This is a genomic window from Rahnella inusitata (assembly GCF_018288855.1).
Classification (GTDB): domain Bacteria; phylum Pseudomonadota; class Gammaproteobacteria; order Enterobacterales; family Enterobacteriaceae; genus Rahnella; species Rahnella inusitata.
In genome coordinates, this window is record NZ_CP065024.1 from 3,977,902 (window position 1) to 3,993,708 (window position 15,807).

13 protein-coding genes are annotated in these 15,807 nt (G+C 50.9%); 3 read left to right on the forward strand and 10 right to left on the reverse strand.

Annotated features, from left to right (window positions below; all coding sequences use genetic code 11):
* Positions 1–42 precede the first annotated feature (42 nt).
* Complete coding sequence (locus I2123_RS18675) at positions 43–1,086, forward strand: PLP-dependent cysteine synthase family protein (protein ID WP_213051237.1); 1,044 nt, start codon at positions 43–45, stop codon at positions 1,084–1,086.
* 81 nt (positions 1,087–1,167) lie between these two features.
* On the opposite strand, the gene cof is transcribed toward I2123_RS18675, so the two are convergent.
* Positions 1,168–1,989 (reverse strand): HMP-PP phosphatase, encoded by an 822-nt coding sequence (gene cof, locus I2123_RS18680; RefSeq protein ID WP_213051238.1) that lies wholly within the window; start codon positions 1,987–1,989, stop codon positions 1,168–1,170.
* 191 nt (positions 1,990–2,180) lie between these two features.
* Between cof and I2123_RS18685 the strand changes: the two genes are divergently transcribed.
* Both I2123_RS18685 and queC read left to right on the forward strand, forming a co-directional pair.
* Positions 2,181–3,893: an SgrR family transcriptional regulator gene (locus I2123_RS18685; RefSeq protein WP_213051239.1), complete on the forward strand. Its 1,713-nt coding sequence runs from the start codon at positions 2,181–2,183 to the stop codon at positions 3,891–3,893.
* A 97-nt stretch (positions 3,894–3,990) separates the two neighbouring features.
* Positions 3,991–4,689, forward strand: a complete 699-nt coding sequence (gene queC / locus I2123_RS18690) for a 7-cyano-7-deazaguanine synthase QueC (RefSeq protein ID WP_112164319.1) — start codon at positions 3,991–3,993, stop codon at positions 4,687–4,689.
* Between the two features lie 52 nt (positions 4,690–4,741).
* Here queC and I2123_RS18695 read toward each other — a convergent pair whose 3' ends face one another.
* The 9 genes from I2123_RS18695 to bolA form a co-directional block, all read right to left on the reverse strand.
* Positions 4,742–5,158 carry a YbgC/FadM family acyl-CoA thioesterase gene (locus I2123_RS18695; RefSeq protein ID WP_213051240.1) on the reverse strand — a complete coding sequence of 139 codons (417 nt, stop codon included), beginning with the start codon at positions 5,156–5,158 and terminating at the stop codon, positions 4,742–4,744.
* A 117-nt stretch (positions 5,159–5,275) separates the two neighbouring features.
* Positions 5,276–5,659: a ComEA family DNA-binding protein gene (locus tag I2123_RS18700; RefSeq protein ID WP_213051241.1), complete on the reverse strand. Its 384-nt coding sequence runs from the start codon at positions 5,657–5,659 to the stop codon at positions 5,276–5,278.
* 138 nt (positions 5,660–5,797) lie between these two features.
* Complete coding sequence (gene ppiD / locus I2123_RS18705) at positions 5,798–7,678, reverse strand: peptidylprolyl isomerase (protein ID WP_213051242.1); 1,881 nt, start codon at positions 7,676–7,678, stop codon at positions 5,798–5,800.
* A gap of 166 nt (positions 7,679–7,844) precedes the next feature.
* Positions 7,845–8,120 (reverse strand): nucleoid-associated protein HU-beta, encoded by a 276-nt coding sequence (hupB, locus tag I2123_RS18710; RefSeq protein WP_112164315.1) that lies wholly within the window; start codon positions 8,118–8,120, stop codon positions 7,845–7,847.
* Positions 8,121–8,334: 214 nt separating this feature from the next.
* Positions 8,335–10,689 (reverse strand): endopeptidase La, encoded by a 2,355-nt coding sequence (gene lon, locus I2123_RS18715; protein ID WP_112164314.1) that lies wholly within the window; start codon positions 10,687–10,689, stop codon positions 8,335–8,337.
* Positions 10,690–10,880: 191 nt separating this feature from the next.
* Positions 10,881–12,155: an ATP-dependent protease ATP-binding subunit ClpX gene (clpX, locus tag I2123_RS18720; protein WP_112164313.1), complete on the reverse strand. Its 1,275-nt coding sequence runs from the start codon at positions 12,153–12,155 to the stop codon at positions 10,881–10,883.
* A gap of 230 nt (positions 12,156–12,385) precedes the next feature.
* Positions 12,386–13,009: an ATP-dependent Clp endopeptidase proteolytic subunit ClpP gene (clpP, locus tag I2123_RS18725; protein WP_056771081.1), complete on the reverse strand. Its 624-nt coding sequence runs from the start codon at positions 13,007–13,009 to the stop codon at positions 12,386–12,388.
* A gap of 417 nt (positions 13,010–13,426) precedes the next feature.
* Positions 13,427–14,731, reverse strand: a complete 1,305-nt coding sequence (gene tig / locus I2123_RS18730) for a trigger factor (protein WP_213051243.1) — start codon at positions 14,729–14,731, stop codon at positions 13,427–13,429.
* 449 nt (positions 14,732–15,180) lie between these two features.
* On the reverse strand, positions 15,181–15,495 hold the full coding sequence (gene bolA / locus I2123_RS18735; RefSeq protein ID WP_112164311.1) for a transcriptional regulator BolA: 315 nt from the start codon (positions 15,493–15,495) through the stop codon (positions 15,181–15,183).
* Positions 15,496–15,807: the final 312 nt, after the last annotated feature.

Genomic DNA, 15,807 nt, shown 5'->3' on the forward strand with positions numbered 1-15,807 from the left:
GTTATTCTTAGCATCATCAGCACACTATTATGAGCCTGCACCATGCGCAATTCCTGGGTTAATCACGCTATTAAAGAAATCGACGCTGATTTTCAGCGTTCCGCAGATACACATTTGATTCGCCTGTCGCTGGGCGACTTTCCCGGAATTTCGCTGTATCTGAAGGATGAAAGCACCCACCCTTCTGGCAGCCTGAAACATCGCCTCGCGCGCTCACTGTTTTTGTATGGCTTGTGCAACGGTTGGATCCGCGAGAATACGCCGATCATTGAAGCCTCTTCTGGCAGCACCGCCATTTCTGAAGCTTACTTCGCCCGCCTGCTCGGCCTGCCGTTTATCGCCGTCATGCCGTCCTGCACTGCTCCGCGCAAAATTCAGCAAATCGAGTTTTACGGCGGCCGCTGCCACTTCGTACAAAACTCTGGCCAGATTTATGCAGCGTCCGAGCAACTCGCCCGCGAAATGAACGGCCATTATATGGATCAGTTTACTTACGCAGAACGCGCAACAGACTGGCGCGGCAACAACAATATTGCCGACAGCATTTTCCGTCAGATGTCTCTGGAACCACATCCGGTGCCGCGATATCTGGTGATGAGCGCCGGCACGGGCGGGACGTCCGCAACGCTTGGCCGCTACATTCGTTATCAGGGGTATGACACCGAACTGGTGGTTGTCGATCCGGAAAACTCGGTGTTTTACGATTATTATCAGCAGCGGGATGCCAGCGTGACCGCCCAATGCAGCAGCCGGATTGAAGGCATTGGACGTCCGCGCGCAGAACCGTCATTTATCCCAAGCGTCATTGACGACATGATGCAGGTACCCGACGCCGCAAGCATCGCCACTCTCCACTGGCTGGAGAAAGTGCTCGGCCGTAAAGTCGGTGGATCGACGGGTACCAACGTCTGGGGTGCGCTGCAACTGGCAAAACAGATGCGTGAAAAAGGTGAATCTGGCTCGATCGTCACCTTACTGTGCGACAGTGGCGAACGGTACCTGAATACATATTTCGATGAGAGCTGGGTCGCGAAAAATATCGGGGATATTTCAGGGTACGCGCAAGAACTTGAAGGGCTCAGCTAACGCTGCTCTGGTTCGAAGAATGGTGAGCAAAAAGCAAGCATGAAAAAAGCCGGGACAGATGACCCGGCTCGCTGCAAAACCTTAATATTCGGGGGAATAGGTGAGGTTTGGTGTGTGCAGCCAGTGTTGCAAAAAGTGAGACACCGCCTGATTACGGCAGTGTCCGATAATTTGTAAGTGCGGGGATTGCGCCTTCAAAACAGGTAGTGCATTCCCCATAATCAGCCCCATGCCGACGCCTTCCAGCATTTCTTTGTCGTTCATAGCATCACCAAATGCCATGCACTCTGACATGCTGAGCCCAAGCCCCGCCGTCAGCATCGCCAGCGCGCTGCCTTTATTGCTGCCAGCAGGCTGCACATCCAGACAATCCATCGCAGAAAAACACAGGTCGATGCGCGGTCCAAAATGCGCTTCGAGCTGGGGTACCAGCGACAACAGCACCTCATGCGGCGCACAGAAACACACTTTGCTGTTACCCGAATCTGGAAGTAAACGCAGATCCTGTAACTGATAGCGAAAACCGCTGAACTGGTGTGGGATCAATAAGTCCGGATCATCGAGCGCGGTAAACCAGCCGTCGTCGCGGAAAACGTGCAGACTCGCCGGCGTATCCCACGTTGTGTGCAGCAATTCATGGGCGCAATCTTCCGGTAAATCGCTGGCATGCAGTCTGTGGCCGGAAAGATCGTGGATTCTTGTGCCGTTGCCGGTGATCAAATAACCGTCCAGCCCGATATTGGCCAGAATATCTTTCATTTCGAGATAGTGACGGCCGGTGGCGAACGTCAGGGTGATCGGCTTTTCAGCCAGCTGACGCAGCGTGGACAGCGTTTTTTCGCCCAGCGTGTGGTCAGGCAAAAGCAGCGTGCCATCCATATCAAATGCGGCTAAACGGTACATAGTTCCTCTCCGGGCGGGCTTGGTTTTCACGTTCAAAGTATGGACCGGTATTTACGGAACTAATAGTGAACAGTTTATGAATACTGTTCCGGTTTTAGCTCACACTTTGGTTCTTTACTTAAGCCGGGGCAGCGAAACCTGCGATATGCTGAACGCAGAATTTCTGTGCTAATAAAGGTTCTGAATATATCGTGCGTCTGCAAAACCGGCTTAATCAGTTTCAGCGTTTACACCTGAAAACCGGCTCATCTCCGGCTCAATTCACCGTCGCGGAGCTGGCGGAGATCTTCTGTTGCAGCGAGCGCCACACCCGAACCTTATTGAGCCACTTTCAGGATGCCGGCTGGATTAGCTGGCAATCACAGGCTGGACGCGGTAAACGCGCTTCCCTGTGCTGCCTGAAAACCCCGGAGGATTTACGCGGAACCTATTTACAGGAGTTACTCAAAAACGGCGAACATTCCGCCGCGCTGCAACTGAGCCAGCTGGCACCTTCTCATCTGAATGCCCTGCTTGCACCGCATCTCGGCGGCCAGTGGCAGGAAGATGCTCCGACACTGCGCATTCCTTATTACCGCCCTCTCCAGCCGCTGGATCCCCTGACACTTACCGGTCGCGCCGAGCAACATCTGGCGCATACGATCCACGCCGGTTTGACGCGCTTTATTCCCGGCGATAGCTCGCCACAGCCGAATCTTGCCCATCACTGGCAAATCAGTAATGACGGTAAGACCTGGCAGTTCTTCCTGCGCAGTCAGCTTTTCTGGCATAACGGCGAACCGTTGAAAACGGCTCAGCTGGTGGCACGTTTTGAACAACTGCGCGGATCGGCGCGCGGTAAACACAATCTGGCGTCAGTGGTTAAATTATCCCAGCCCCATGCGCTGTGTTTGCAGTTCGATCTGGATAAGCCTGATTACTGGCTTGCGCACCGTTTTGCCGATCTCAACTGTCTGCTGGCACACCCGGACGATCCGCATATTGGCGCGGGCCCATTTCGGTTGACCACCTTTTCCCCGGAATTGATCCGTCTGGAACAGCACACTTACTATCCTTTACAACATCCGTATCTGGCCGCTATCGAGTTTTGGATCACGCCATTATTGTTTGCCCAGCGGGACAATGTCAGTTGCCAGCATCCGGTGCGGATTATTCTCGGTGAGGAAGATGAGCTTTCGCAGGTCAAACCTGTCCGGCGCAGCACCAGCCTGGGATTCTGCTATATCGCCGCGAATATGCGACGCGGTGTGTTAAGTGAAAAACAGGCGCAAAAAATCATTCGGATAATCCAAAGTAGCGGCATGTTAGATAATCTGCCGATCGACCACGACCTGGTGAGAGCCAGTAAAGAAATGCTGCCCGGCTGGCCGATCCCGATTAATGAGGATGTCGATGTGGCTCTGCCTAAAAGTTTGCGTCTTTTGTTCCATCCGCCGGTAGAGTTTGAACTGGTGGCGCAGGCATTGCAGAAAAAGCTGGCGCAAGAAGATTGTACGCTGGAGGTGGTGTATCACGCCGGGCGCTTGTGGGAAGACGGCGAATTGCTGAAATCAGCTGACTTGCTGCTCGGCGATCGCCTGATCGGTGAATCGCCGGAAGCTACGCTGGAAAACTGGCTACAGCAAGATCCACTCTGGGCAGGTATTTTGCGGGAAGAAGATCGGCTCCTCCAGCAACAGCGTCTGGCGTCTATCCAGCAAACCCCGCTGGAAAATTCACGCTCTCAAGAACTGCGCGACCATTTTTATCAATGGATGTCGCGCAGTATTATCACGCCGCTGTTTAACTATCAGTATCAGGTCAGCGCGCCGCCGCGTATCAGCGGTGTTCAGCTTACTGCGTGGGGCTGGTTCGATTTCTGTCAGGCCTGGGTACCACCGCCGCTGCCACAGGAAAACGCGTAACACAGCTGTTTCACTACACTACGGCGGCAAAGGTCAGTACCATAAGCAGGATTTTGCTGCCCGATGCGCGGTCAGTTTTAGCGAACAGGAAATCTGAATGAAAAGAGCAGTGGTAGTTTTTAGCGGTGGACAGGATTCAACAACCTGCCTGATCCAGGCTTTGAAAGAGTATGACGAAGTACATTGCGTCACTTTCGATTACGGTCAGCGTCATCGCGCTGAAATTGAGATCGCGCAAAAGCTGTCTGTACAGTTGGGCGCGCGTGCCCACAAAGTGCTGGACGTCGGTTTATTAAACGAACTGGCTGTCAGCAGCCTGACCCGCGACAACATCCCCGTACCGGGCTTTGGAGAAGAAACAGAAGGCGGTTTGCCAAGCACCTTTGTTCCCGGGCGTAACATTCTGTTCCTGACGCTGGCAGCGATTTACGCTTATCAGATTCAGGCTGAAGCGGTGATTACCGGCGTGTGCGAAACCGATTTCTCCGGTTATCCGGATTGCCGCGATGAATTCGTTAAAGCGCTCAACCATGCTGTTTCTCTTGGGTTGGCGCGCGATGTCCGATTTGAAACGCCGCTGATGTGGCTGAACAAAGCCGAAACCTGGGCGCTGGCCGATTACTATCAGCAACTCGATCTGGTTCGTCATCACACCCTGACCTGTTACAACGGCATTGCCGGTGACGGTTGTGGTGAATGCGCAGCCTGCCATCTTCGCGCTAATGGTCTGCAACAGTATCAGCAGGATAATGCAGGCGTGATGGCCAGCCTGAAGAAGAAAACCGGCCTGAAATGATCATCGGGTTGTGATAAGAGCGGGCAGATTTCACTGCCCGTTTTCATTTTATTCAGTCGTGGCTGGCCTGATCGTTTTCCAGCTCAAGCTCGCGCAACCTTTCCAGCAACTCACCTTCCAGTGGTAATGCTTTTTGCGTGCGCAAATCAATGCAAACAAACGTCAGTGTGGCATCTGCCACCGTATCGCCTTCACAGGTCACTACCTGCTCGATGACACCGCTTCGACCATTCAGTTGCTGAAGGCTGCTGTCGATGCGTAAGAGATCGCCCAACACGGCAGGCTTGCGGTAGTTGATATTGATATTCACCACGATGAAAGCAATTTTGTTTTGGCTCATCCACTTAAAGCCAGACTGATTGTCCAGCCATTCCCAACGCGCCGTCTCCAGGAACTCCAGATATCGGGCATTGTTAACGTGCTGGTAAACGTCGATATGAAAACCGCGAACTTTGATAAACGTATGCATAGTGATTAAACAACTCCTGCTGATCGCCTGAGGCATAAACCGAACTGGTCAGATGTCTTTAGAGATTAGCAGAAGAAAACGGCGGCACCCGTTAAGGGTTGGCCGCCGCGACATCCGTCACAGTTTCAGACGGTCCTTGTTACGTTCAAACAGTGCTGCACCGATTCCTGGCACTTCACGCAGCTGTTCAATATCGGTGAATTGCCCCAGCTCTTCACGGTAGCTGATGATGGCCTGCGCCTTTTTCATCCCCACACCGTTCATCACTTTGGCAAACTCCTCTGCCGTGGCGGTATTGATGCTGACGGTACTTTCATCCGTCACCGCCGCCTGCTCCTTTTTCACCTGCGGACCCGCCACTTTGCTGGCCGTCGTTGCCAGGGCAACGGACGTTGTGGCAACCGTGCCGGTAGTATTAGGCGCCGCCTGCAACATTACAGGTAAGGTAGAAAGTCCCAGTGCCAGAGCGAGTGAAAGTGAAGTAATGCCTAATTTTTTCATGCTGTATCCTCCATGTGTTTGACAGCACACAGAGAGTGCATCAGGAAAAAAAAGCGAACAACGGGCAACTTTCAAATGTGGAAAAGGCCGCGAAAGCGGCCTTTGTTTGTTGCAACGCGTTGCAAAACTTTGCGGCGTTTACTGGTTTTGTGCAGCAGAACCGAACTTGATTTTCGCTTGCTGACGCAGGTTAGTCAGAAGCGCATCAAAGGTCACGTTCGAGGAGGTTTGTTGCATTTCCTGAGCAAAACGTGCGGCATCCGCTTCAGGAACAGCACCCGGCGTCACGGCAGTCAGTTTGACCAACACGCTGTTTCCTTTGGTATCCTGAGACAAACCGTAGACAGCCTGATCTTTCTGCGGCTGCGGCATAGCGAAGACGGTTTCTTCGAACGCTGAAGGTTGCTGGCTGCGCTGAACTTTCTGCACATCACCAAAGCTCAGACCTGCGGCTTTCATCGCATCATCGCCTTTGCCTTCTTTCAGCGCCGTCAGCAGTTTCTCGCCTTCCATACGCGCCTGATTTTGCGCTTTCTGGCGTTTCACCAGCATCATCACCTGATCTTTCACTTCAGCAAATGGCTTAACGCCTTCAGCTTTGTGTGAATCGACACGTATCACAAACGCACGATCACCATCGACCGTGATGATGTCAGAGTTGTTGCCCGGAGTACCGTCCTGAGGGATAAGACCACCTTCAAAAATCGCCTGCACTACAGGTTTGAAGTTGATAGCTGCCGGGATTTGATTTTGTGTGAACCAGTCGGTATGAGCCGCTTTCACGCCGGCAACTTCTTCAGCCGAAGCCAGAGATTCGTTGTCGTTGGTCGCCGCTTCACTGACCTTCTGCTGCAATGCGTAGTAGGCATCGAGTGATTTCTCTTGTTTGAGCTTATCAGTGATGCTGTTACGCACTTCGGCCAGAGGCTTAACCTGTTCAGGTTTAATGTCTTCTAAACGCAGGATGAAGAAACCGCTGTCAGATTTAATCACACCCGATACCTGACCTTTGGTGGTCAAGTTAGCGCTTTTAAATTCTGGCAATGTTGTTTCAGGTTCCATCCAGCCCAAATCACCGCCTTTTTTGCCGCTCAGTGCATCGGTGGATTTCGTTTTCGCCAGTTCAGCAAAGTCAGTGCCGTTCTTAAGCTCAGCCGCAACTGCGTCCGCTTGTGCCTGAGTTTTCAGGACGATAACACTGTAGCGACGGCGCTCCGGCTGACCAAACTCGTTTTTGTGCTGGTCGTAATAGGCGCTAATATCGGCATCCGATACGTCTGCTTTACCCTGCATAGCCGCTGCATCCATTTGGATGTAGCTGATTTTGACCTGCTCAGGGGACAAGAAGTTGTTTTTATTCTGCTCGTAGAAAGCCTGCAATTCGGCGTCAGTCACCTGCTGTTTCGCTGCCAGAGTCTCAGTGTCCAGCGTCGCGGTGTGCACATCGCGGGTTTGCAGGATCAGCTCGCCCAGCGTTTTGCTTTCAACAGGGAGAATGAAATCAGACTGACCAAACGCCTGTTCGAGTTGCTGACTGATCAATTGCTGTTTCATCAGCTGGGCAAAATTATCCGCGCTGTAACCCATGCTCTGGATACTTTGGAGATATTTAGCGTTGTCGAAACGACCATTGGTCTGAAATTGCGGCGTCGCAAAAATCGCGTCTTTGATCTGTTGATCATTGACCGTAATGCCTAATTTTTTGGAATACTGATCCAGCAAAGTGACATCAATCAGGTTGTTCAGAGATTCCTGACGCAGCTGCTGCATGTAACCTTCGCTGCCTGCCAGCGCAGAGAACTGATCTCCAAGCTGTTGTTGCAGTCGGCTGCGCTGATTTTGCACTGCTTGCTCTAACTGAGCTCGACCGATCTCCTGACCATTCACTTTCGCTGCATAGTCGCCTGAACCGCCGACCAGGTAGTTGCCCACCCCTGTCAAAATAAAGGACAGAATAATCAGGGCCAGAATGATTTTGAGCACGACGTTATTGGACGCCGCGCGTAAATTGTCCATCATAGTGAGGCAACACTCCGCTGTAATAAAAAAAGCGCACCGTTTTCGATGCGCCTTATATCTTACCTTACCAGCCCGGTGACGTCAGGTTATTGTTTAACAACCAGACCTGAGTAAATATGCATCAGTGATACGCTTCACACGGATTTGACGTCAGCTCGTCGGGTAATTAGCCGTTAACGGCATCTTTCAGCGCTTTACCTGCACGGAAGCCAGGTACTTTAGCTGCTGCAATGCTGATTTCTTTACCGGTCTGTGGGTTACGGCCAGTTCGTGCTGAACGTTCGCGCACGGAGAAAGTACCAAAACCTACCAGAGCGACTTCTTCCCCGGCTTTCAGGGTATCAGTGACAGATCCAAGAACCGCATCCAAAACACGTCCCGCTGCGGCTTTAGAAATATCAGCACCGGCAGCAATTTTGTCGATCAATTGTGACTTATTCACTCTTTTCGTCCCCTCTTAATATTTTTCATCACGCCGAATTTCCCTTCGGACGCGACCGCGCTGCTGTTATATCAATCTTGTCAGGGCTATGCAAGCGACTGAAAGCAGCCTGAAACCTTCTGACCGCTGACTACGTTAACGGCACAAAAAAAAGCTGGCAAGTGAGAATTCACCAGCCAGCCAGCGTTTTATTCAACTGTGTAAGTCAACATCACTATTTCGCAGCAACCGGTAACGCACCGTATGCAGGATTTTGCAGAGCAAAGTTCAGAACATCATCAATACGTTTGACCGGATGGATCTCAAGATCTGCCAGCACGTTCGCCGGAATTTCTTCCAGATCGCGTTTGTTGTCGTCCGGGATCAGAACCACTTTGATACCGCCACGGTGTGCAGCCAGCAGTTTTTCTTTCAGACCACCGATTGGCAGCACCAGACCACGCAGGGTTATCTCACCCGTCATCGCCACGTCTGCACGCACAGGGTTACCGGTCAGACAAGACACCAGGGCGGTACACATTGCAATACCCGCACTTGGGCCATCTTTCGGCGTCGCCCCTTCTGGTACGTGAACGTGAATATCACGCTTTTCGTAGAAGTCAGGGTTGATGCCCAGCTTGTCGGCACGTGCACGCACGACCGTCAGCGCAGCCTGAATGGATTCCTGCATCACTTCACCCAGTGATCCGGTGTACGTCAGCTTACCTTTACCCGGCACGCAGGCTGTTTCGATGGTCAGCAGCTCGCCGCCCACTTCAGTCCACGCCAGGCCAGTCACCTGACCGACACGATTTTCGGTATCCGCACGGCCATAATCGACCTTTTGCACGCCGAGGAAATCTTTCAGGTTGTCGCCGTTAATTTCAATGTGCTTGAGGGTTTTATCCATCAGCAATTGTTTAACCGCTTTACGGCACAGTTTAGACAACTCACGTTCCAGACTACGCACGCCCGCTTCACGGGTATAGAAACGAATGATGCCGATGATTGCACTGTCATCCACCGTCAGTTCGTTCTTCTTCAGCGCGTTACGTTCAATCTGTTTCGGCAACAAATGCTGTTTGGCGATGTTCAGCTTTTCGTCTTCGGTGTAACCGGAAAGGCGGATCACTTCCATACGGTCCAGCAATGGCGCAGGGATGTTCATGGAGTTCGACGTCGCGACAAACATCACGTCTGACAGGTCATAATCGACTTCCAGATAGTGATCGTTAAACGCTACGTTCTGCTCTGGATCCAGCACTTCCAGCAGCGCTGAAGCCGGATCGCCGCGCATGTCAGACGACATCTTGTCGATTTCGTCGAGCAGGAACAGCGGATTTTTCACGCCAACTTTGGCCATTTTCTGGATCAGTTTGCCCGGCATAGAACCGATATAGGTACGACGGTGACCGCGGATTTCCGCTTCATCGCGTACGCCACCCAGCGCCATACGAACATACTCACGCCCTGTCGCACGTGCGATGGACTGGCCAAGAGAGGTTTTACCCACACCCGGAGGCCCGACCAGGCACAGGATTGGCCCTTTGATTTTGCTGACGCGCGTCTGCACCGCAAGATACTCAAGGATTCGGTCTTTGACGCGTTCGAGGCCAAAGTGATCGGTATCCAGAACTTCCTGCGCTTTGCGCAAATCTTTCTTCACTTTACTGCGGGCATTCCATGGCACCTGAAGCATCCAGTCGATATAACCACGGACCACTGTGGCTTCGGCGGACATCGGCGACATCATTTTCAACTTTTGCAGTTCAGCTTCGGTTTTTTCACGCGCTTCTTTCGGCATTTTCGCCGCGTCGATTTTGCGTTTCAACGCCTCATGTTCATCAGGCGTGTCGTCCATTTCACCAAGTTCTTTCTGAATCGCTTTCATTTGCTCATTCAGATAGTACTCGCGCTGGCTCTTTTCCATCTGCTTTTTGACACGGTTACGGATACGTTTTTCGACCTGTAAAAGATCGATTTCCGATTCCATCATCGCCATCAGATATTCCAGACGCTCGGTGATATCAAACATTTCCAGTACGGACTGTTTGTCAGCGAGTTTCAATGGCATATGCGCGGCAATGGTGTCAGCCAGACGTGCAGCATCTTCAATGCTGTTCAGCGACGTCAGCACTTCTGGCGGGATTTTTTTGTTCAGTTTGATATAGCCTTCAAACTGATTAATCGCTGTGCGTACCAGAACTTCCTGCTCGCGTTCATCAACGGCCGGAGATTCAAGGTATTCTGCCTGGGCAGCAAAATGCTCGCCACTGTCAGAAAGTGTGGTAATACGTGCGCGTTGTAACCCTTCCACCAGCACTTTTACCGTGCCGTCCGGGAGCTTCAGCATTTGTAATATTGAGGCAACCGTACCCACGGAGAAGAGATCGTTAACGCCCGGCTCATCGGTCGACGCTTCTTTCTGCGCAACCAGCATGATTTTTTTGTCGTGATCCATCGCGGCTTCGAGGCATCGAATCGATTTTTCCCTGCCAACGAACAACGGGATCACCATGTGCGGATAAACCACCACATCGCGCAGAGGCAATACGGGGATTTCTATGCGTTCAGAACGCTCAGGGTTCATAGAGCTCTCTCTTAGTTTAGCTTCCGCCAGGTTAAGGAAATCTCGTGAAACACGAGTCAGACGGGTTTCAGCAAGTCGTTAACTGAGTATATGGGGATGAATGTCCGACATTCAACGATAAGAATGTGCGAAAAAAAAATGGGGGACTAAATCCCCCATTTTGTGGCTAACTCTCTGGATAGTTTGGCTAATTATTCACCAGACGCTTGTTGCGCCTCAGGCTTGCCATAAATCATCAGAGGTTCTGACTGGCCCGCAATTACGGACTCATCAATCACCACTTTCTCCACATCGTCGAGAGACGGCAGATCGTACATAGTGTCCAGCAATGCAGCCTCAACGATTGAACGTAAACCACGGGCACCCGTTTTACGGTTCATGGCTTTCTTCGCAATCGCAATCAGCGCTTCATCACGGAATTCCAGTTCAACGCCTTCCAGATTGAACAATGCCTGATATTGCTTAGTCAGCGCATTTTTCGGCTCTTTCAGAATTTGAATCAGTGCATCTTCATTCAGCTCGCTGAGCGTCGCGACCACTGGCAGACGACCAATGAACTCAGGGATCAGACCAAATTTGATCAAATCTTCCGGTTCAGCCTGCGCCAGCAACTGACCTTCAGTGGCTTTTTGCTCTTTGCCTTTCACTTCTGCACCAAAACCGATACCGGTACTGGTGTTAATACGCTGGCCAATCACTTTATCCAGACCGGCAAACGCGCCGCCGCAGATAAAGAGGATTTTCGAGGTATCAACTTGCAGGAATTCCTGCTGTGGATGCTTACGTCCGCCCTGAGGTGGAACTGCAGCAACCGTACCTTCAATCAGTTTCAGCAGCGCCTGCTGGACACCTTCACCGGACACGTCACGTGTGATCGATGGGTTGTCAGACTTGCGGGAAATCTTGTCGATTTCGTCAATGTAGACAATACCGCGTTGCGCTTTCTGAACATCGTAATCACATTTCTGCAGTAGTTTCTGAATGATGTTTTCAACATCTTCCCCCACGTAACCGGCTTCGGTCAGTGTGGTGGCATCGGCCATAGTAAATGGCACATCCAGGAAACGTGCGAGGGTTTCAGCCAGCAGCGTTTTACCGCTACCGGTCGGCCCGATCAGCAGAATGTTACTTTTGCCTAATTCGATCCCATTACTGGTATCGCCATTACGCAGGCGTTTGTAGTGATTGTATACCGCCACAGCCAGCACTTTCTTCGCAGGTTCCTGACCGATAACGTAATCGTCAAGGTGCTGACGGATTTCGTGCGGCGTCGGTAATGCACTGCGTTCACGGTGTGGCGCGACTTCTTTAATCTCTTCGCGAATAATGTCATTGCACAAATCGACACATTCATCGCAGATATACACTGACGGCCCGGCAATCAGCTTACGCACTTCATGCTGGCTTTTGCCGCAAAAAGAGCAGTACAGCAGCTTTCCTGAACCGTCTTTGCGCTTATCTGTCATCAGTAAACCTCTTCTTTAGTATCAGTCCCGCAGCGTTACTATAACGCGACGACACGACCATGTTACACAACAGCCGCATGAGGGCTGATGTCTGTTCATTCATGTTATGACTCACATCGGGTGGAAAAGTGTCGTTAATGCCACACTCTTTTTCCTTTTCGGAAAGTTTCCGCCCACGTAACCACGGTATGAGTATAACTATAGACCATCAGCCCGGCACGATTGAGCCGTCAGGCGCGATGGGTAAATACAGAATCCACTAAACCGTACTGTACAGCCTCATCAGCAGACAGGAAACGGTCACGCTCTGTATCGCGCTCGATTTCTTCAAGCGTTTTGCCCGTGTGTTTCGCCATCAGCTCATTCATACGAGATTTCACTTTCAGGATTTCTTTCGCATGGATCTCAATGTCCGTCGCCTGCCCCTGGAAACCGCCCAGTGGCTGGTGGATCATCACGCGCGAGTTTGGCAGGCAGAAACGCTTACCTTCTGCACCTGCGGTCAACAGGAACGCGCCCATTGAACATGCCTGGCCCATACAAATCGTACTGACGTCCGGCTTGATGAACTGCATGGTGTCATAAATAGACATCCCGGCAGTGATCACGCCACCCGGTGAGTTGATGTACAGATAGATGTCTTTTTCCGGGCTTTCTGCTTCCAGGAACAGCATCTGGGCAACAATCAGGTTAGCCATATGGTCTTCGACCTGACCAGTCAGGAAGATGATGCGTTCCTTAAGCAGACGGGAGAAGATGTCGTATGAACGCTCGCCCCGTGAAGTTTGCTCAACCACCATGGGTACCAACGCCATGTTTGGTGCAAATTGCTCTCTTTCACCACTGTATGACATAACCGTCTCCTAATAGATTCTGTTTGGCGCTATTTAAAACCGATTCTACTTGAGATAGACACACATGACTATGCTCAAGCGGCCAAGTCGCCTTTTACACGCCTGACGGTCGTTATCAGTCAGATTCTGACTACAAATTTATCTGAGTTCGTGTTTATCAATTGGGGGATTTAGGCCCCTTTTTCAAGCCTGCCGTCATAATTCTTTTCTCTATCCCCCAATCCGGGCCGCTGAAAGGCCATTTTGCGGGAGACAACGGAGCGGTTCTACGTGCGCTGTGCCTTATAGAGATAAATATAGTGCAAAAACAACAGCCAAAACAAAAATACCTGATTTTCGGCAAATAAAAAGCCCGCAGTGAAAACTGCGGGCTTTTAAACGTGAATCTGCGGACAGATTCAGCAACGTGCAATAAAATTATGCAGGTTGAGTCTGGTTCATCAGCTCAGTAAAGGTAGTGGCTTTTTCAGTCACTTTCGCTTTAGACAACAGAGTTTCGACCGCTTGTTCTTCCAGCGCGACGTTACGCATGTTGTTCATCAGCTCTTTGTTTTTGCTGTAGAACTCAACAACTTCCTGTGGATCTTCGTACGCAGAAGCCATTTCTTCGATCAGCGCTTTAACGCGATCTTCGTCAGCTTTCAGTTCGTGCTGGCTGATGACTTCGCCCAGCAGCAGACCGACAACAACGCGGCGTTTAGCTTGCTCTTCGAACAACTCGCGTGGCAGTTCCAGCGCTTGTTTTTCGTTGCCACCAAAACGCTGTGCAGCCTGGCGACGCAGAACGTCAACTTCGCCGTCGATCAGTGCAGCTGGCACGTCGATTTCGTTAGCGCTGACCAGACCGTCGATAGCCTGAGTTTTGATGCGGTTACGAACAGCACCTTTCAGCTCGCGCTCCATGTTTTTACGCACTTCTGCACGCAGACCTTCAACAGAACCATCAGCTACGCCGAAACGTTTGATGAATTCTGGCGTCAGTTCTGGCAGCTCACGCTCTTCCACTTTCTTCAGGGTAATAACGAACTTAGCCGCTTTACCTTTCAGATTTTCAGCGTGGTAATCTTCTGGGAAGTTTACGTCGATAGTAAATTCTTCACCGGCTTTGTGACCGACCAGACCTTCTTCGAAACCTGGGATCATGCGGCCCTGGCCCATAGCCAGTACGAAATCAGAGGCTTTGCCGCCTTCGAAATCTTCACCGTCGATAGAACCGGAGAAATCAACGGTCACGCGGTCTTCTGCGGTGACAGCTGCATCAGTTTCTTTCCAGTCAGCTTGTTGCTTGCGCAGAGTTTCCAGCATGGTATCAACATCAGCGTCGTTAACTTCAACAACAGGTTTTTCAACTTCGATGTTTTCCAGATCTTTCAGCTCAACTTCCGGGTAAACTTCAAATTCTACGGTGAAAGTGAACTCTTCACCCTGCTTGTACTCACCCGGGATATAGTTAGGTGCGCCAGCTGGATTGATTTTTTCTTTGATGATCGCATCAACAAAGTTGCGTTGCATCAGATCACCCAGCACGTCCTGACGTACTGACGCGCCGTAACGCTGTTCGATGATGTGGCTTGGTACTTTGCCTTTACGGAAGCCGTCAATACGTACTTTTTTAGAGACGTTGACCAGTTCACTTTTCACTGCTTTTTCAATGCTTTCAGCAGGAACAGTAATCGTTAAGCGGCGCCCAAGGCCTTGAGTGGTTTCAACAGAAACTTGCATCTTGTTACCTCAAAAAAAAATCACAGTGCTCGGTCAACTCCAGAAGTCGTTCACAAGATGAGAAGCACCAAAAGCGCAAACTTACCTTGAAAACGACTTCTAAGAACCGGGACAGTTCTGTATCAGAACGTAGCCCTGTATTCGAGAGCGTCCGAAACCATTCCGGAAAAATTAGACGCGACATTATAGCGACGCAGACGCATTGAGTCGAGGACGGTATCTACAAGCGCGGGAGGGAAACTCACACGGGGACTCGATCCTTCGAAAAATGCGGTCGATGCAGAGGCGAAAATTGCCCTTGTCGTCTGCCTGTCTTGGGAAAAACAAAAACGGCCCGCGGGCCGTTTCATGAAATTCGCATCTACTAATACCGCATCTGACAAGCAAAGTTCCAGTGATACTGCGTCAAACGGCGATATTTATGCCTTTTGTGAATCAGATCTCGACGATCAGGCCATTGTTCCGGCACCGCGACACGGGGGTGATGCCGGAACCGTGTCCTGCAACCCTTCCCATTCTTTTTGGGTGTAGGTGTGCAATGCCAGTGCATGTACGCTGCCTGCAAGTTCTTCAGCCAGATGCCCGTATATAGCACGATGGCGCGCCAGAAAACGTTCACCAAGGAACTTATCGGATACCATGACCACTTTGAAATGGCTTTCTGAGCCTGCCGGTACATTATGACGATAGCTTTCGTCAGTCACTTCCAGAAACGCGGGTTCAAACGCCTCGACTAACTTTGCTTCTATTTGCTCACGAATCATCGCTATCTCCTTACACCGTATCAGCAGAGAACTGCGCACGTCGGGTTCCCTTTGTCTTACATTCCTTTATCTTCACGTTCTACCCTTTAAGAATAGGCTGTTTTCCGACATCCACGTTAATCACGTTAAAAAATTTATAGATTTGATTGATAAAATCGGCGCTCAGTCTGTCAAAGAAATGGCGGCTTAGCCACGGATGAAGACCGTAATCAGCAGACCTGATGAAATAAAACGCTAAAAAATCACTTTTCCAGATTGTTGGGACTTCCACCCGCAAATGGCAATGTTATGATGGCGAGATAAATATGAGCA

Excerpts from the sequence above, each read along its gene's own strand:
- I2123_RS18675 (WP_213051237.1), top strand. The coding sequence starts at position 43 with ATGCGCAATTCCTGGGTTAATCACGCTATTAAAGAAATCGACGCTGAT.
- cof (WP_213051238.1), bottom strand. The coding sequence starts at position 1,989 with ATGTACCGTTTAGCCGCATTTGATATGGATGGCACGCTGCTTTTGCCT.
- queC (WP_112164319.1), top strand. The coding sequence starts at position 3,991 with ATGAAAAGAGCAGTGGTAGTTTTTAGCGGTGGACAGGATTCAACAACC.
- I2123_RS18695 (WP_213051240.1), bottom strand. The coding sequence starts at position 5,158 with ATGCATACGTTTATCAAAGTTCGCGGTTTTCATATCGACGTTTACCAG.
- I2123_RS18700 (WP_213051241.1), bottom strand. The coding sequence starts at position 5,659 with ATGAAAAAATTAGGCATTACTTCACTTTCACTCGCTCTGGCACTGGGA.
- ppiD (WP_213051242.1), bottom strand. The coding sequence starts at position 7,678 with ATGATGGACAATTTACGCGCGGCGTCCAATAACGTCGTGCTCAAAATC.
- lon (WP_112164314.1), bottom strand. The coding sequence starts at position 10,689 with ATGAACCCTGAGCGTTCTGAACGCATAGAAATCCCCGTATTGCCTCTG.
- clpX (WP_112164313.1), bottom strand. The coding sequence starts at position 12,155 with ATGACAGATAAGCGCAAAGACGGTTCAGGAAAGCTGCTGTACTGCTCT.
- clpP (WP_056771081.1), bottom strand. The coding sequence starts at position 13,009 with ATGTCATACAGTGGTGAAAGAGAGCAATTTGCACCAAACATGGCGTTG.
- tig (WP_213051243.1), bottom strand. The coding sequence starts at position 14,731 with ATGCAAGTTTCTGTTGAAACCACTCAAGGCCTTGGGCGCCGCTTAACG.
- bolA (WP_112164311.1), bottom strand. The coding sequence starts at position 15,495 with ATGATTCGTGAGCAAATAGAAGCAAAGTTAGTCGAGGCGTTTGAACCC.